Below are 18,279 nucleotides of genomic sequence, written 5' to 3' on the forward strand. Positions count from 1 at the left end.
CATTACTAGCAAAACTCATAACTTTGATTATACTCCAAACCAAAAGGCTTGAACAGTCTAAACGTAGCCTTTTTCTTTAAGACTTACGAATTTCTGATCACCGATAATGATGTGATCCAGCAGGTCAATTCCGACGATTTTACCGCATTCCAAGAGGCGTTGAGTCACCTCGATATCCTCACGGCTTGGATGGGGATCACCGCTTGGATGATTGTGGAAACAGATGACGGATGCTGCTGAACGTTTCATCGCTTCCTTGAACACTTCCCTCGGATGTACGATGGATGCATTCAAGCTGCCAATGAAAACTGTTTGTTTGTGTAACACCTGATTTTTGGTGTTCAAATAAATACAGACGAAATGCTCTTGTGATAAGAACCGCATTTCATCCATCACGTACCGTGCACCGTCTTCAGGGGATCGGATGATGTACCGCTCCTCAATCTGAAGCCTGCTGACACGCTTCCCAAGTTCAAGCGAAGCAAGGATCTCAACAGCTTTAGCATTCCCGATTCCTTTGACAGTGGTCAACTCATCAATGGTCGCATCTTTCAGAAGATGCAGGCCTTCGAATTGTTGGATGACCCGTTGCGCCAACTGCAGAACGGATTCTTCTTTTGTACCTGATCGTAACAGGATTGCGAGAAGCTCTTGATTAGAGAGTACGTTCGCACCCTCTTTCAGCATACGCTCTCTTGGTCTTTCATTCAATGGAAAATCACGGATTGTCAGGGGTTTTATACCCAATTCACATCCTCCTTAGGATAAATTCCGTGACTGACTGAGATCATTTGTTATTCCAAATTCTTTCAATTCACGAACGGTTCGCGACAATGGCAGACCAACTACGCTGTAATAATCTCCATTCAGACGTTTGACGAGCGTAGCACCATAGCCTTGGATGCCATAAGCACCTGCCTTGTCGAAGCTTTCACCGGTCCTTACGTATTCTCTTATTTCCTCTGAAGTCAGCTTCCAAAACGTCACTTCTGTAGCTTCGTGAAAATAAATTTCCTTTTCCTTGGATAAGATGGCGACACCTGTATAAACGAAGTGGGTTTGACCAGATAGATTTTCAAGCATCTCCTGGGCTTCCTTCTCACCACTTGGTTTCCCTAAGATCTGGTCATCCAATACGACCACCGTGTCCGCACCTAAGACGACATCCTCCTGATTGTGCTGGAAAACATCTCTCGCTTTACGTAATGCAAGTTGTTCGACCACCTGGGCCGGAGAATAGGATTCACTTATATTTTCATGTACAGAGCTTTTTTGGATAGTGAATGGAAGGTGGGCAATTTCGAGTAATTCTTTACGTCGAGGTGAGCCTGAGGCTAAGATGAGGCGTTTCATACAACCACCCTTTACGTCTAGAGTAGGGTTATGATTGTCATTTTCCTGTAATGGAAGGGATTATTTACAGAATATCAAATACCTTCCAGTTCGACAACCAAAATAAACGATCACCCTCCTTTATTATCGTTCGTAAAAGGAGGGTGATTTATGACTACCATCTTGTCGAAAACCAAGAAAGATCCTCAGGTCAGGTTTCAGCTTTAAAAAGATTCAATGAGGGCTTTGTAATGGATCAAGGCGTCGAGCTTCGCTTGCTGTACCGTCCATCGATCACCAGATATCTCTGATACATTACCCATTGCATTCACAAAAGCGACAGCAAGTGGTTGTTGTTGAGAAGGAAGCTCAGATATGGATGCCAGCGCTTCTTTTTTCCACGATGCAACTTCTGAAGGATTCGAATTTGCCGTTGAGAACATGGCTTCAAGCAATTCTTTTCCTTTCACTAACCACGTTACATTTAACGTATCAGGTACTTGAACAGCTTCTGCTTCCATCGGGCGTTGATACGGATAAGGTGATTCAGCGAGAATTCCGCTTTCTTCATATAAAGCGGATAATTCTTTTACTTCGGTTAATGATCCACCAATTCCGATGAAGACGCGATTGTCACTCTTGTCCACAACTGCTGCATAACCCTTCGCTTTAATGTTCGATGCAATCTCTTCTGCAGATGAAAGACTCGTATAAAGACCACCCTGGACAACAAAAGGAGATACAGTAAAGTCGAGTGTATTGACTTTAGGGGATGATACAGGGTTCTGAACGGGTGATGCGGGAGTGTCCTTTGATACAGGCGTTGATTGTGATTGGAATTCTTCACCTGTGAAAATCATCAATACGATAAGACCGATCAAGCATCCAATCAAAACCGCACTACCAATTGGTACAAGGAGCTGTTTAGGCAGTCGAAAAGGTATTTTAGGACTTGGAAGTTGACGATATTCAGGCTCCCGTTGTTTTTTTCGTTGAATGGGTAGTCCCGGTTTACGCTCGTTTGTGAAATATTCCGATTCGTCCCATTGCTTCTCATCACGGTTTGCATGAAACAAATAAACATTCGATGGATTGACGTCTTTTGGCGGAGCCAACTCAAAAAAGGGATCAGCTGAATCAGCGTCTATTGATGCTGCTATTTCCTGGTCATCCAGCTTTTCCTCATCTCTCATTTCCCGCACAGGCCTGTCCTTTCCATTGACTCGTATTGAGATTCCTTTATCCTTCTCAGGCACCCTTATCAACTCCTTTCCAGTCATTCTATTCTATGTGATTTGCAACCTGATTAGAACTTGTCTGATAGGATAGTAGAGACACTATATCACAGGGAAAATAAAAAAGAACAAGACCACTGTCGTCTTGTTCTGAAAAGGTTTCGAGTATATCTGACAAACCTTACTTTTTATGATAGGTCGTTACTGCTAGCGTAAATGTAATAGGTGCCTTTGCTTCCTTAACCTCTACAGGAATGTCGACTCTCTCGATGGTATAGAGATGCGCTGCACCTTCCACCTCATCGATGAAGGATTTGACTGAGCTCATATCCTTCGCCTCCACTTCAACTGTAAAAGTCAAAGGTATGAGAGTCGAGAGATCATTTTCCTCCTGATTCGGTTGGTTCATAGCCTCTGCATTCCGCTCTTCATATCCTTCAATCGCGATTTCAACAATCTGGCTTGAAGACTTCACTTCAGCCTCACGAAGATCCAGGACAACTTGATCCGTTAAAGGCTTTTCAGGTATTTCGAACACGGCATCCTCTTCGTCCACTTTTTCCTGCAACTTCTTGTTGGCCGTTTCGATGAACGTCTCTTTCATTTGGATGTCAGATTTCAATTCATTCATTTTCAATAGATTGGGTTGGATAAGAAACACATAACCCGCTGCAAATAACAAAAATAAAATAATCGACAAAAGCATAACCATTCTTTTCTGAGATGGTAAGGAAGACATTAAGGTGTCCCCCCTTCATTGGAATAGGTAGTAGGGTCATATTTCACATCGTAATCAGCGGTGTATTTCTTTACTTTTGCAGCTTTTTCCTTATCAGCTTCATTCTTTGTCAGCTTCAAGAGCTGCACACCCAAAATGCCAGGCGTTTCAGCCAGTTTCTGCTGGTAGGCTGCAACATCTTCAAGGCGTTGGAATTGAGCAAGAACTTGTATACGCCCATCATTTGTAAAAGAAATATTCACTAAAGCATCTTTTGCGAGCGGTTGAAAGACGTCATCGACAACCCTGGTCGTCTCCATCCGTTCTGAAAAGACTCGGTCGACTTCTTGCTTGAATGCTGTCGAATCCTGCGCCATCTCTGATAGTTTGTTTCCGATTTCTGTGCTCTTTGCTTCTAAAGTAGATCGTTCACTTTCCAGCTTTTTCACTTCGGAATTCGTCCAATACGCTGAAAACGCAAGCAAGATCACACCAGTCAAGGCGACCACAACGAGTATAACCGAGGATCGCCGTGTTCTTCTGACAATTTTCTTCTTCTTTTGAGGAAGCAGATTGATATCGACTTGCATGTCCTACTCCCCCTTTAACCCTAAGCCGACAGGTGCGTAGAATTTAGTTGGTACGTCCAAACCTCTGAAGAGCTTCACACTGCCTTTAGGGATTTCGATGACGTTGATGTTGAACGCCTCTTCAACTTGATTCTGGAATTTTTCAAAAGAAGGATGGTCGCCAGATATGAGAAAAGCATCGAATTCCACCCCTTCGGACAGGGAGAATTGATAGAAGTTCATAATCCGACCGATTTCAGTCGTAATTTCTGTCCATCGCTCTTCATAATCAAAATAATCATGTTTCGTTCCTTGGTGGTCCTGAGGTGGGTGTAAGGAAATGAATCGCGTAAATACTGGGGAATGCTTATCAAACGCAGTCCCACTTATCCCATTCCGCTCTACGTTCAATAGGAGGTAACGTTTGGTATCCTCAACCATACCGATATGGTGATACAAACGATAAATCGCCAATGAAGAAAGTTCGGCATCAATCGGTTTAAGCTTTGCTTCCTCCAGCACGCTCATATACTCCTTCATCACATTTTCCGGTGCAGCAAACAAAAGATAGTCGGTCGTCTCTTCATGCTGTTCCAGCTTATGCGTATCGAACACAGGTTCATCGAAAGGAACATGGATGGATGCGCCGATTTCAACCCCGATGTATCCTTCCAGTTCCTTTTCAGGAATTGCCGAAGGGACTGGGATTTTACGGATGAAGGTGATCGCATCGGGGACGGTGAAACGGACTTTTTTTCCCTTCAGCTTCCATTCGTCCACACATTGATGGATCATTTTGCTCAAGGTCGTACGATCCAGAATCTTCCCTTCATGAATCACCCCTTGAGGCAAAATTTTCTCGCCAAGCTTGTCCACGACTAAAGGAGACTTACTTGTCAGTTTTACATAACGGATGCAATCATCCTGAAAAACAAGAAAGACGGGTAACGTTCTCTTGAACAATTTCATGGTGAACGAACTCCTTTAATTAAAGTACCATGCTAAGATGGATTCCCCCCAAAAGAGAGTAAGTAGAGCAGCCAATACGATAAAAGGTCCGAAAGGGACATGTTGTTTCCGCTTCACCTTTTGCTTCACTATTAAAGCGATGCCGATGACCGATCCAATCAAGGAAGCAAGAAATAAGACAAGTAACGTACCCTTCCAGCCGAAAATGAGGCCAAGTAAGGCAAACAGCTTAATATCGCCTCCACCCATACCACCTTTACTGACAATCGCAATCAGAAAAAGCAAACCGAACCCTGTCATGCTTCCAACCCAGGCATCCCACCACGGATCCGTCGGCAACCATAGTCGATAGACTACGAGAATCGGTGCAAAAAAGAGCACAATTTTGTCCGGAATCAGCATATAGTTGAGGTCACTAACGAATACGATCATACATAATGAAACGGTGATGAGACTTAATAGAAGCATCGGTGACCATCCAAATTGCAAGTAGCTGAAAGCAAACAAAAGTCCGGTACTGAGCTCGATAATCGGGTAGATAATGGCGTATTTAGTGTGGCAGTAACGGCACTGCCCTTTCGATAATATGTATGATAAAACAGGAATGAGATCGATCGGCTTAAGTGGCTGTTTGCAGGTTGTACAATGGGAGCCTGGCGAAACGATCGACTGTTTCTGTGGGATGCGTAAGCCGACGACATTGAAGAATGATCCCAACACCAAGCCGAAAATGAAAAACAAAGCAATGTACATCAAAATCTCTCCGTATATAGGAAATGAACCCTCTCGAGATGAGAGGGTCGTTTATTAATAGAAGGATTGGTTGATTTGGAATTTCCCCTTACCAGGAGCGAACCGCAAATTTTCACTTCCACAGTACGTGGTGGTAGTTAATCGAAGATCTTTTAAATTCCTGTCGCTTCTTAACTTGCTTGGGCTTCCTGAAGGTCGTGAATTCCTCAACTACAATAATATTTATTTACTAATTAGATGTAAGAGTTCCGGTATAGGAGGCTTTACCATTTGCATCAAAACTTATTTCTACAGATCCTCCTGTATATGGACTTCCGGTTTTCGGATCTTCTGGCATTTCTTCTAAGTAACCATCTGATACCAATTTGCTTACTTTAACTGTGTCGTCGGAAGAGATATCTTCAGCCATAACATATAGTCTCGCAGCTTCTTCAATTTGCTCGATATTCGCTTCATGAGCATTCTCTTTAGTATTCGACATCAACGCGCCGATGGATGGCACCGCAATCGCTGCAATGATCCCAAGGATGACGATTGTTGCAAGCAGCTCGACAAGGGTGAACCCTTTTTGTGATTTCAACACGCTCTTTCTTTCTGACAAAACCTCTACCATACTGCGTCTCCCCTTTTTATAAATTAATATTTTCATACAACCCAAACATAGGTAACACGACTGACAATACGATTACACCGACGACAATGGAAAGGAATAGAATCAGGATTGGTTCTAGCAGGGTCTGGAGACGATCCGTCGTATGCTCCACTTCTGCTTCATAGAATTGGGCGATCTTGTTCAGCATCACATCAAGGTTTCCCGTCTGTTCACCAATCAAAATCATATGTACCACTAATGGTGGAAAAGGCCATTCACCCCTCATCGGCGCTGTCATTGAATTCCCTTGTTCAACGGCTTGGAGGCTTTCATCGATGACTTTTTTGAATACTGCATTTCCGAGAACGTTTCGTGTAATCGTCATAGATTGCAAGATAGGGACTGAGCTGGTAAATAACGAGCTGAGCGTTCTAGAAAATTCAATTAATAGCGTTTTTTGTAAAATTGAGCCTAATAATGGCACCTTCAGTATAGCATAATCTATGTAATATTTACCAGGTTCTTTTTTTCTCAAAAAATACAATGCTATTAGTACCATTAAAATGATAGTAACCATGACCCACCAGTAGCTAACGCTAAAATTACTGATGGCAATGACCCATTTTGTCAGCTGTGGGAGTTCTTGTTCAGAGCTGGCGTACATGGATGTGAATTGCGGTACCACCATGTAAAGGAGGATGTTCAACACCGCAATCGACACCACCCCTAATAAAACGGGATAAGTGAGGGCGGATATCACTTTCTGTCGCATTTCGTACCTTTTCTCGAAGTAATCTGCCAGGCGGATCATCGCAGAGTCCAAGTTACCACTCACTTCACCAACTCTAGTCAAATGGACGACAAGGGGAGGGAATACATTCGGATGCCTTTCCATCGCAAGCGATAAGGATTCCCCTTCTTGCACCAGATCCTTCATTGAATCCAGCGCCTGTTTCAGCTGCTTATAATCCGTCTGCTCTTCAAGGATTTCGACCGCTTTGACGACTGAAATGCCTGCTTCCAACAACGCTGAAAATTGTCTTAAGAAGACGACCAGCTCACGTGGTTTCATCCCTTTATTGATGGTAATTTCTTTGTTCAGCATCGTTTTTTGATGCTCTGTCACCTCTGTAGCCGCAATCCCCCGCTCCTTCAGAAGGGTCACTGCACCTATACGTGAGTCTGCATTCACTTGTCCTTTTGTCTTGTTTCCTTGCCGGTCTCGACCTTGATAAGCGTAGATTCCCATTTACACCATCATCTCTTTTAGAAACGGTCTGACCGATTCTCGTGATATTGCACCGAGCTTGAGTTTTTCTTCAATCGACATTTCCAACGTATACATACCTTGAGCTCTGCTCGTCTGCATCAAGCTCTTGATTTGATAAATTTTCTCGTTTCGAATCAAGTTGGAAATCCCCGGATTGTTGATCAACAGTTCTGTAATAAGCGTCCGACCATCTTTGTTGATATTTTGGACCAATCGTTGCGATAAAACAGATACAAGGACGGATGCGAGCTGTACACGGATTTGGGACTGCTGATTAGCTGGGAACACATCGATGATCCGATCGATCGTCGAAGCGGCATCCGTCGTATGGAGCGTTCCTAACACGAGATGGCCTGTCTCGGCTGCAGTAATCGCTGTCGAAACGGTTTCCAGATCTCTCATCTCCCCGACCAAAATGATATCGGGATCCTGACGAAGGGCAGCTCTGAGACCTGAAGGGAATCCTTTCGTATCCAGTCCGATTTCTCGTTGCAGGATGATCGACTGGTTATGGCGATGCAAGTACTCAATCGGGTCCTCCAACGTAATGATATTACGGTTCTGATTCTGATTCACATAATCAATCATTGAAGCGAGGGTCGTCGATTTACCGCTTCCTGTCGGTCCAGTGACGAGAACGAGCCCTTGTGATTTACCCATGATTTCTTTCATGTTAGGCGGTAAACCCAGATCATCAATTGATGGAATGACATTCGGGATGATCCGGATTGCGAGACTAATACTTGACCGTTGATGGAAGGCGTTGATCCGGAATCTTGAAACACCTTTGATGCCATAGGAGAAATCCAATTCTCCTGCATGGATGAATTCTTCCCATTCCTCTTCATTCATCATTTGTCGAGCGATAAACTCAGTGTCCTTCGGCATCAATTTCTCCATCTCTCTCGGAATCAACTCGCCATGCACCCGAAAGATCGGAGCAAGTCCGCAGGACAAATGGACATCAGATGCCTTCATATCATGAGCCAAGATCAGTAGCTGGTGAATCTGTTCCAAGTCATAATTCATAGAAATCCCCCTAATCGACTAAAGATACACGCATAACCTCATCAACGGTCGTCAACCCTTGTTTCGCTTTATGAAGCCCATCGTCAATCAGCCAACGAACATCGTTTTCCTGTAAATGCTTCTTGATCAGATCATTTGAGCTTTTCCGCATGATTCGTTCACGGATGACCTCATCCAGCTTGATGACCTCATGAATCGGAATACGCCGTTTGAAACCAGTATTGCGACACGTTTCACACCCTGCACCACGGTAAAGTCGTTCGACCGACATGCTTCTTGAATAGAACAATTGCCTCTCTTTTTCAGTAGGTTCATAGTCTTCCATACAATCCTTACAAATCCTACGTACCAGCCTTTGCCCCACGACACCTGTCACGGATGAGGCAATCAAATACGGTTCAATTCCCATATCAATCAACCGGGTAATGGCGCTGACAGCATCATTCGTATGTAAGGTTGATAACACAAGGTGTCCGGTTAGTGAAGATTGAATCGCGATTTCAGCTGTTTCTGGATCTCGGATTTCCCCGACCATGATGATATTCGGATCTTGTCGGAGAATCGATCGTAACCCTTTCGCGAATGTCAGTCCGACTGAATTGTTCACTTGTATTTGATTGATTCCTTGGAGCTGATATTCAACTGGATCCTCGATTGTAATGATGTTCACTTCTTCTCGGTTCAAGCGATTCAACCCGGTGTACAACGTCGAGGTCTTTCCTGATCCTGTCGGTCCTGTCAGAAGAATCAACCCATTCGGTTTATCAAGAAGGGATTTGAATGTTTCAGCATTCCTTTCAGTGAAATGAAGATTAGACATCTTCAAATTCGTTTTGGATAGATCGAGAATCCGGATGACGACCTTCTCTCCGAACATCGTCGGGAGGATGGAAATACGAAGGTCGATTTTGCTTTTGTTGATCGTCAGCTTGATCCTTCCATCCTGAGGTATCCTGAATTCCGTGATATCAAGATCCGCCATGACTTTTATTCTTGAAGTGACAGCTGCTTGCGTTGATTTGGGTAAGGATTGCTCATTCCGAAGTACACCATCGATCCGGAATCGGACCAATAGCTGTTGCTCCTGGGGATCGATATGGATATCACTTGCAAGGCTTTCAACAGCATCCGAGAGGATCTGGTCCACGACCTTGACCGCTGAGGCATCCACCTCATCACGCTTCCCATCCTTTTCAAGTGGCTGTTTAAGCTTCTCTAAGCCTCCGTAATATTTATTGATCGCCTGAATGATTTCCGATTTCCCTGCAATAACCGGCATGATCTGGAATCCGGTCGACAATCGTAAATCTTCGATAGAATGATAGTCCATCGGGTCTGCCATCGCGACCGTCAACTGGTCATTCCGTTTATTGATTGGTATGTAAATGTTACGTCGCGCTAATTCTTTCGGGACGAGAGTAGTGAGACTCGTATCAATCGTGATATTGGCAAGGCGGACGTGAGGAATCCCCAGCTGGAATTCAAGCACTTCAATGAGTTTTCGTTCCGTAATATAGCCTCTGTCGACCAGTGCATCTCCGAGCTTCTGTTCCTTTGATTTCTCTGCCAATGCTTCATCAAGTTGATCCTGGGTAATCAGGTTTTTACTGACAAGAAGATCCCCAAGACGTAGTTTCATGTAATCACCCTTTATTACCACATTTTCATCTTTCCTTTCTACTATTTTACTATAAAAACCTCCTAAGGGATGTTAAAATATAGATAATTATGAAGAAAGTAGTTGAAAAAATTGATGAATCTGAACGAAAAAGGGATATCATTAATTGAAGTGTTAGTCACTGTTATGATTCTTGGTATTGTTTTTACGCTTTTATTCCAGACGACAGACTATGTCACAACAGCTACGAACCTTCATGATGATCAGAAAAAAGCTGTTGAGCTAGCCGAGCAAGAGCTCAACTCAGTCCTTCTTCAGCTTAAGGAAGGGCAATCACCTCCATCTACATACATGAAAGATGGCTATATCATAACAGTCAGTCAATCAAATGCGCCTCAATCACCACCCAACCTTGACCGCCATGTCTCTTTATCAGGTGTTCATACGAATCAAAAAAACTTGATCACGATCACAGTGACTGTGTCCTGGGGGAACTGAACATGAACAATGAACGTGGAATGACCTTGATTGAACTATTAGCTGCGCTCACCATCTTTTCGTTGATTGTCGGAGTCGTATATAGTCTTTTAACATTTGCTCAAGCATCATGGACGCATACTGAAGGGGTTACGAAGGCAGAGACAGGTGTGCAGGAGCTCCAGACTGTCCTCACCCGTGAACTTGCTTCTCCTGTTAATTTGAAGGTTTTGAACAATGGCCTTCAGTTCGAGAGTCAGGATGGGTTTTATTACATATTGAGTCTGCAAGGAAAGCAACTGTCCTTGTATAAAAATGAGGTGTCCTACGCGACGAGTCCCCTTTATCAACAATTCTCACTTCCAATTGACGGTGTATCCGTAATGGACAAAAATAAAAACACACTTCCATCGGGAAGTGCGCTGAGTGAAAAATTCGGTTACCTACGTATTTATTACACGAAGGAAGGATTAAAATCCAAACAAGCTTTTACGGAGTTCACCTTGAACTTGTACGACCCTTAATTTTTGATTAAGCTCCCTGAAGCCTGGGTGAGGACGGGTATCTTTTTAGTCTTTTTAAGAGCACCGATCTCACTATTCAATATTTTGATATTCCTTCCAGGAGAGACGGGCACAGGTACGCCCAACGTTTCCTCATATTTGAATCCAGCCAATATGTATATGCCCCGGTTCGATTCAATCGTAGAATCCGTTACCTCAATATTCCCTTTAGGTGTTTGAATCACCATGTCGCTGTGGGAACTGTTTCCTGTGCTTTGCATGGTGGTCTTTTCAATGATGATATCGCCTTTTTGGGAGGTAAGCTGGATTTTCGAGTTTCCATTCGATTTTGTCGTTATCGTAAACACGCCTTTGAAGGTCAAACTCCCTGTGGCCTCAAGGATAAGATTATCCTCTTCATTGAATTCATCTCCACCAACACCAAATACGGTTACATCCCCATCAATCAGATTTCCTTCATTTTCTTCATCACATTCATCATCGTCGTCTTTCTTTTTACCTTTTTTTGAGCCGTTGTTTTCTTTACATTCATCCTTGCTTTTTCCATTTGCCTGATTATAGCGATCCAGAAACTCACGGAAGGTCAACCATATCGTGTCGACTACTTTTCCGTTCTCCTTCTTTTCAATAAGGACTTCAGCCTTCCCTGCAGTTTCAACGACTGTCATTTCGTGTTCCGCATAGAACCGTTCTCCGGGATCCTTTTGGTGATTATGATTTTTATCACCCGAGACCCCTTTTACAACAACCGTATATTCTCCTATGTAACGAGTTAATTTGTCCTTTGATAGTTGCTTTCCCTCTTTGTCCAAAGCGTATTGATATAAATCCAGCTGTCCGGAGGGCTGGGTAATGACCATTGGAGCGCTTGGTACGTGCAGGTTGCTGACAAGGTAGGAAACCTTCTCAAGCTGGTCCTGCCGTTCGAATGTTTCCATTGCACTGACGGCCAAATTTACAGCTTGTTTCTGATGAATCAGTCTCGTCTCGTTCAGAAAGAGTTTATTATACATCGTGAAACCTGTTGGGACGAGTATGCCAAGCACCATGATAACCATTAAGACGACTACAAGAACCCCACCACGATTGGATTTGATAACCTGTAACATACAACCACCCTTAACCATTCGTTATCTATTCCATTATCTTGTAAAAATAAATGAATGTGAAGATAAAATTGTACCACTTACCAAAAGAAACACGAAGAAGGGGCTGTTAATCCCCTTCCTAACTGATATAACTGGCCACTTTATTCCTTCCTTGCTGTTTGGCACCAGTATACATGGCTCTGTCTGCATTCCGGATCAACGTCAACGGATCTTCACCTTGTCTAGGCGCTGTAGCCACTCCGATACTGACAGTAATGTTGATGCTCCTGTTACGGAAATCGCCAAGATCATTCTGGATTGTGAAAGGATTGAGCGAAATATCCTCCCGGATTGCTTCAGCTAGCTCCAAACACGCTTCATGATTCAAATCTGGAAGAAGGATGACGAATTCTTCTCCCCCATAGCGTGCCACCGTCCCGTTATTGCCGATCATCTTGACGAGCCGATCCGCAACCTGACACAGTACAATATTTCCTGCTTGGTGACCATATGTATCATTGACTCTCTTAAAAAAATCGATATCCAGTAGGATCAGTGAAAAAGGCTTCTGGTCGTAATCATATTGGTGATACATTTCTGAAAGTCGATCCTCGAAATATCGGTAATTGTAAAGATTCGTAAGATGGCATCTCTCACTTCGATACTTGGTCGCTTCATAATTTTTCGCGTTATCCACGGCAACTGCAAGATAATTCGATAAAATTTCCAAGATCATCACATGCGCTTTTTCGAATGCTCGTTTTTGATTGGATGCAAGCGTGATCGCCCCTACCACTTCATGGTTGCGAATCATCGGAACGGAGACGACAGATTGAGCTGTTACAGGAAGTATCCCTTTCGAATACTTCCGCCACTGATGCCTTCCCTCAAACCTGAGACTATGGCCGCTTTCCCATACTTTGCCGCTGATCCCTTCCCCTTTAAACAAGTGGGTGAAATGCGTGCATTCGGCCTTTTGTGATTCATACTTTCGAATGACCTTAAGCTGGTTATCATCGACGATATCCAATATGTATGCGTAATCGACTTTCAACATTTTTGTAATTCGAGCGAGATAAATGTCGAGTATTTCGTCCACCTTGAGACTCTCAGTCAATTCTTGTCCAATTTTACTTGTGAACTTGAGAAGGTGGTTGATTTTCTGACTTGAATGGAACATTCTCAAAATAAGCGAAATAACGACGAATGGGACACCGACGAAGAGGATGGCAGATGTACCTAATTGTGAATATAAAATGAAAAAGGTAATCCCGACAGGTAATACGAAGGATTCCATCAAGAATTCCAAAAGGAAGTCCTTATCAAACAAAGAACTGGTTTCTTTATATAATTTTATTCTTAAAAAATGTAAGATGAGATGATTGATGAAGAGTGCTGTCAGTGAATAACCGATGACTGGGAGAATAGCAGGATATTCGTTCATTCCGAGCCCGCCGATCTTTCCACCAAGCAAATAGTACACCAACGCTGATCCGACGGAAACGACCATGAACATCAATGAGCTTGTCCCAAGTCGATAAAGTGGGTATTTCAAACGAATAATGGATACGACAATCGTGATCTGAACAAGAACAAGTTCGACTAGCAGACCGAAATGCAAGAATATGGCTAGTGAAATCCCTTGGATGACAGAGATGTTCGTACCCTTGATTTGGATAGGATATAAAGCCACGACGACCATCAGGAGCAGCATCCCTGTGATATCGAACCAATATCCATGAAGAGACGGGATCGAATACGTGAAAAATGCGCCTAGTACAATCGCCCAAGCGACTAAGCAAAGCAGCGCAAGCCACATCTTTGCCCTTTTGTTCATCCGATCCCCTCCTTCCTCCAAATTTCTTAATTACCGATCGTGACTAACGTACTAGTTTCCAGTTATTCATATTTTAACAAACTATTCTAAATATTGTCATTAAAAAGTTTCGCAATTTTCGTTTTTCAAATATTCACGGACCGCAGAGATGAAATATAAGGAACCTGTTATGATCAGAATGTCGTTCTCGCCCATAAGGTTCCGTTCGATTCGAATTGCTTCCCTGTAATCTTCAATGACATCCTTTTCCGGAAACCGGGAATGATCATACAACGAACGAGCGGAGCTTGCTCTTGGGAAATCGAATGAGGTAAAGGTAATATGATCGACTGAGTCATATAGCACAGATAACATTTTGTCGATTGGTTTGTCTTTCATAGCACTGAAAATAAGGCGTTTAGTATGATTCGGGTAATGAGATATGAGCGTTTGATTGAGGCTTTGTACGCCTTCTTGATTGTGTGCACCATCTAGTATGATCAAAGGTCGTTCGCTCACTTTTTCAAATCGTCCAGGCCATGTCGCCTTCATCAGACCTTGATACATTTGAGATTCAGTAACCTTATATGGATGATGTTCCATCAGGTTCTCCAGCATCGTAATCGCCATGGCGGCATTCTTAACCTGATGTAAACCGCTCATCCCAATCGTTACTTCATCATAGACGGTGTTCGGTGTACGGAGAGAAAAGCGTTCACCATCCCTCAAGCTTTGATGCTGAAGGATCTGATAGTCTTCACCGAGCTTATAAAGCAAAACATTTTTTTTTTCGGCCTGTTCTTCCACAACCGTCAACGCTTCCGCTTGTTCAACACCTGTCACCATCGGGATCCCTTGTTTCATGATGCCGCTCTTTTCAATAGCGATTTCTGGCAATGTATCTCCCAATATAGCGGTATGGTCATATCCGATATTTGTAATCCCTGTCAATATAGGTTGTATGACATTCGTGGAATCAAACCGACCCCCTAGACCCGTTTCAAGAATAACAAGATCGGGCTTTTCAAAATTTGCAAAATACTCAAAAGCGATGACCGTAATGACTTCAAATTCCGTTGGCGTCCCATATTGAGAGGCTGCAACCTTTTCGACAACGGGCCTTACCTTATTTGCGACACGGACGAGATCGTCATCATCGATCGGTGAGCCATTTATGGAAATACGTTCATTGAATTGCTCGATGTAAGGCGATGTGAACGTCCCTACCTTATAGCCCGCTTCCTCCAACATGCACCGTAAATAGGTCAGGGTTGACCCTTTACCGTTCGTCCCGGCTATGTGGATGGCATCTCGTTTTCTTTCTGGATGACCGAGCTCGTCCAGCATCATTTCCATCCTGATAAGCCCTGGCTTCATTCCGAATGCTAACAACTCATGTATCCAATGCATTGTTTCTTCATATGTTTTCATCATACAAATCTCCTAAACCTAAAATGAAGAAGAGGATGACCCGCATAAGTCTTACTTGTTGTATGGGGCCACCCTATTCTTGGAATGTTATTGATTAATTTTTCAATTCTTTAATACGTTCTTCGACTTTCTTACGATTATCGAGATACGTTTTTTCTTTCTCTCGTTCTTCTGCAACGACTTTTTCAGGTGCTTTCTTCACGAAGCCTTCATTGCTCAACTTTTTCTGAACGCGAAGGACCTCTGAATCCCACTTTTTATATTCATTTTCCAATCGTTTAATTTCTTCTTCAAGGTCAATGAGTCCTTCTAATGGAAGGAATATTTCTACCCCGCTGACGATGGACGTCATCGCTTTGTCCGGAGCCTCAAGATCAAGAGACATCTTCAACGGATCTGGATTACAGAACTTGTCGATGTAGATGCGGTTTGATTCTAGCTGCTTCAAGACCTCCCCATCATGTGGGTTCAATTGGATTTCGATCGGTTTGCTCGGCGGTACGTTCATTTCAGAACGGGTATTCCGAACAGAACGGATGATTTCAGTCAGCAGTTTCATTTCTTTTGCAGATTCCTCAAAGTGAAGGTCTTCTCGCTTTTCAGGCCAAGCTGCAACTGTAATCGATTCACCTTTGTGCGGGATATGCTGCCAGATTTCTTCCGTTATGAATGGCATGAATGGATGTAACAGTCTCATCGTCTGGTCAAGTACGTATGCAAGAACAGAACGTGTCGTCTTCTTCTGTGCTTCATCATCACCATATAGTGGAAGCTTCGCCATTTCGATATACCAGTCACAGAAGTCATCCCAGATGAAGTTGTACAATGCACGGCCAACTTCACCAAATTCATAGGCATCAATTAGCTTTGTCACTGATTCGATCGTCTCGTTCAATCGAGTCAGAATCCATTTATCAGCCAATGTTTTTTCACCGGTCAAGTCGATTTCCTCGTATGTCATGCCTTCCATGTTCATCAACGCGAAACGGGAAGCATTCCAGATCTTGTTTCCGAAGTTCCAAGTGGATTCGACTTTTTCCCAATAAAAGCGTAAATCGTTTCCTGGCGAGCTTCCAGTTGATAAGAAGTAACGGAGGGAATCGGCTCCATACTTATCAATGACATCCATCGGATCGACACCATTACCAAGAGATTTACTCATTTTACGACCTTCAGCATCACGTACGAGACCATGGATAAGGACATCTTTAAATGGACGTTTGTCCGTGAATTCAAGGCCTTGGAAAATCATACGTGCTACCCAGAAGAAGATGATGTCATAACCGGTTACGAGAACATCTCCTGGATAGTATCGTTTATAATCGGCAGAATTTTCATCCGGCCAGCCCATTGTAGAAAATGGCCATAATGCTGAGCTGAACCATGTGTCTAAAACATCTTCATCCTGTGTCCAGTTTTCAGGATCCTTAGGAGCCGTTCGTCCAACATACAGTTCCCCAGTTTCTTTATGATACCAGGCAGGTATTCTATGCCCCCACCACAATTGACGGCTGATACACCAATCACGGATATTCTCAATCCAGTGTAAATAAGTCTTTTCAAAACGGTCAGGGACGAAATTCACTTTCCCTTCCTGTTTTTGTAATTCAATTGCTTGATCGGCTAGTGGCTGCATTTTTACAAACCATTGTGTAGAAAGATAAGGTTCAACGACAGCTCCACTTCTTTCGGAATGGCCGACATTATGCATGTGTTCTTCGATTTTGAACAGGACGCCCTGATCCTGCAGATCCTTAATGATTTGTTTTCGGCATTCAAATCGATCCATTCCTTGATAAGGTCCTGCTTCCTTATTCATCGTGCCATCTTCGTTCATGACGAGGATTCTCTTCAAGTTATGACGGTTACCGATTTCAAAATCATTCGGGTCATGAGCCGGCGTGATCTTGACCGCCCCGGAACCGAATTCCATATCAACATAATCATCTGCGACAATTTCAATTTCTCGGTTTGTAATTGGCAGTTTGACTTTCTTACCGATCAAATCTTTATAACGGTCATCATCAGGATGGACAGCAACAGCAGTATCCCCAAGCATCGTTTCAGGACGGGTCGTCGCAATTTCAATATGACCGCTTCCATCTGCGAGTGGATAGCGCATGTGATAAAGTGCGCCTTGTACATCCTTATAGATGACTTCGATATCTGACAACGCAGTTTTCGTTTTCGGATCCCAGTTGATGATATATTCACCGCGATAGATCAATCCCTTTTCATAAAGGGTGACGAAGACTTCATTTACCGCGTTTGATAAGCCTTCATCCAGGGTGAATCTTTCTCTTGAATAATCAAGTGAAAGTCCGAGCTTCGACCATTGTTGGCGAATGAACGTCGCATATTCATGCTTCCACTCCCACGTTGTTTCTAAGAATTTTTCCCGTCCTAATTCATAACGGTTTGTTCCTTCTTCTTTTAGTTTCCCCTCCACTTTTGCCTGTGTCGCAATTCCAGCGTGGTCCATTCCAGGCAGCCATAGAGCATCATACCCTTGCATCCGCTTTGTACGGATCATGATATCTTGTAAGGTCGTATCCCAAGCGTGGCCCAGGTGAAGCTTACCGGTTACATTCGGAGGAGGGATGACGATCGTATAAGGTTCTTTGTCTTCCCCGCCTTTTGCTTCAAAAAACTTTCCATCCAACCAATATTGATACCATTTTTCTTCTGTCTTTTTTGGATCATACTTCGTTGGCATTGATATGTCCTGCTTTGACATGTGTGATTTCCTCCTTCTCATCATGTGCTTTTGACTTGTACGTACGAGTCGTATCTTTTCATAATTGAAAAAGTCCTTGAAATAAAAAAAACCTCTTATCATCCTCAAAGGACGAAAGAAG

At 43.3% G+C, this 18,279-nt stretch carries 17 protein-coding genes and 1 other annotated feature (1 of these 18 only partly in view); of the genes, 2 read left to right on the plus strand and 15 right to left on the minus strand.

Translation table 11 applies throughout. From position 1 onward, the window contains the following. Positions 1–57: 57 nt before the first annotated feature. The 11 genes from radC to V1497_RS13370 form a co-directional block, all read right to left on the minus strand. Positions 58–687 (minus strand): RadC family protein, encoded by a 630-nt coding sequence (radC, locus tag V1497_RS13320; RefSeq protein ID WP_349410820.1) that lies wholly within the window; start codon positions 685–687, stop codon positions 58–60. Positions 688–759: 72 nt separating this feature from the next. Continuing rightward, on the minus strand, positions 760–1,353 hold the full coding sequence (locus tag V1497_RS13325; protein ID WP_349408026.1) for a Maf family protein: 594 nt from the start codon (positions 1,351–1,353) through the stop codon (positions 760–762). A gap of 203 nt (positions 1,354–1,556) precedes the next feature. Continuing rightward, positions 1,557–2,588: a hypothetical protein gene (locus V1497_RS13330; protein ID WP_349408027.1), complete on the minus strand. Its 1,032-nt coding sequence runs from the start codon at positions 2,586–2,588 to the stop codon at positions 1,557–1,559. Positions 2,589–2,748: 160 nt separating this feature from the next. Beyond that, positions 2,749–3,306: a hypothetical protein gene (locus V1497_RS13335; RefSeq protein WP_349408028.1), complete on the minus strand. Its 558-nt coding sequence runs from the start codon at positions 3,304–3,306 to the stop codon at positions 2,749–2,751. Beyond that, positions 3,306–3,875, minus strand: a complete 570-nt coding sequence (locus V1497_RS13340) for a hypothetical protein (protein ID WP_349408029.1) — start codon at positions 3,873–3,875, stop codon at positions 3,306–3,308. Before V1497_RS13340 ends, V1497_RS13335 begins: the two co-directional genes overlap by 1 nt. 3 nt (positions 3,876–3,878) lie before the next feature. After that, on the minus strand, positions 3,879–4,823 hold the full coding sequence (gene pilM / locus V1497_RS13345) for a type IV pilus biogenesis protein PilM (RefSeq protein WP_349408030.1): 945 nt from the start codon (positions 4,821–4,823) through the stop codon (positions 3,879–3,881). A gap of 15 nt (positions 4,824–4,838) precedes the next feature. After that, entirely contained in the window at positions 4,839–5,576 is a 738-nt protein-coding gene (locus V1497_RS13350; protein ID WP_349408031.1) for a prepilin peptidase, read from the minus strand. A 229-nt stretch (positions 5,577–5,805) separates the two neighbouring features. After that, positions 5,806–6,189, minus strand: coding sequence for a type II secretion system protein (locus V1497_RS13355; protein ID WP_349408032.1), 384 nt, complete (start codon positions 6,187–6,189; stop codon positions 5,806–5,808). 16 nt (positions 6,190–6,205) lie between these two features. After that, positions 6,206–7,417, minus strand: a complete 1,212-nt coding sequence (locus V1497_RS13360) for a type II secretion system F family protein (protein WP_349408033.1) — start codon at positions 7,415–7,417, stop codon at positions 6,206–6,208. Next, positions 7,418–8,467 (minus strand): type IV pilus twitching motility protein PilT, encoded by a 1,050-nt coding sequence (locus V1497_RS13365; protein ID WP_349408034.1) that lies wholly within the window; start codon positions 8,465–8,467, stop codon positions 7,418–7,420. It abuts the gene before it with no gap. Positions 8,468–8,477: 10 nt separating this feature from the next. Then, complete coding sequence (locus V1497_RS13370; protein ID WP_349408035.1) at positions 8,478–10,106, minus strand: GspE/PulE family protein; 1,629 nt, start codon at positions 10,104–10,106, stop codon at positions 8,478–8,480. A 102-nt stretch (positions 10,107–10,208) separates the two neighbouring features. Between V1497_RS13370 and V1497_RS13375 the strand changes: the two genes are divergently transcribed. Both V1497_RS13375 and V1497_RS13380 read left to right on the plus strand, forming a co-directional pair. Further along, the gene (locus tag V1497_RS13375) at positions 10,209–10,583 is read left to right on the plus strand and encodes a prepilin-type N-terminal cleavage/methylation domain-containing protein (protein WP_349408036.1); all 375 of its coding nucleotides are present in this window, start codon (positions 10,209–10,211) and stop codon (positions 10,581–10,583) included. A gap of 2 nt (positions 10,584–10,585) precedes the next feature. Next, positions 10,586–11,086 (plus strand): prepilin-type N-terminal cleavage/methylation domain-containing protein, encoded by a 501-nt coding sequence (locus V1497_RS13380; protein WP_349408037.1) that lies wholly within the window; start codon positions 10,586–10,588, stop codon positions 11,084–11,086. On the opposite strand, the gene V1497_RS13385 is transcribed toward V1497_RS13380, so the two are convergent. The 4 genes from V1497_RS13385 to V1497_RS13400 all read right to left on the minus strand — a co-directional run bounded on the left by V1497_RS13385 (position 11,083) and on the right by V1497_RS13400 (position 18,158). Beyond that, complete coding sequence (locus tag V1497_RS13385; RefSeq protein WP_349408038.1) at positions 11,083–12,195, minus strand: hypothetical protein; 1,113 nt, start codon at positions 12,193–12,195, stop codon at positions 11,083–11,085. The genes V1497_RS13380 and V1497_RS13385 overlap by 4 nt on opposite strands. Positions 12,196–12,313: 118 nt before the next feature. Further along, the gene (locus tag V1497_RS13390) at positions 12,314–14,011 is read right to left on the minus strand and encodes a sensor domain-containing diguanylate cyclase (RefSeq protein ID WP_349408039.1); all 1,698 of its coding nucleotides are present in this window, start codon (positions 14,009–14,011) and stop codon (positions 12,314–12,316) included. 99 nt (positions 14,012–14,110) lie between these two features. Then, entirely contained in the window at positions 14,111–15,424 is a 1,314-nt protein-coding gene (locus tag V1497_RS13395) for a folylpolyglutamate synthase/dihydrofolate synthase family protein (RefSeq protein WP_349408040.1), read from the minus strand. 91 nt (positions 15,425–15,515) lie between these two features. Beyond that, complete coding sequence (locus V1497_RS13400) at positions 15,516–18,158, minus strand: valine--tRNA ligase (RefSeq protein ID WP_349408041.1); 2,643 nt, start codon at positions 18,156–18,158, stop codon at positions 15,516–15,518. Between the two features lie 104 nt (positions 18,159–18,262). Further along, positions 18,263–18,279: a binding site (T-box leader), on the minus strand; it runs 208 nt beyond the window's last position.

This window comes from Pseudalkalibacillus sp. SCS-8, assembly GCF_040126055.1.
GTDB lineage: Bacteria > Bacillota > Bacilli > Bacillales > Fictibacillaceae > Pseudalkalibacillus > Pseudalkalibacillus nanhaiensis.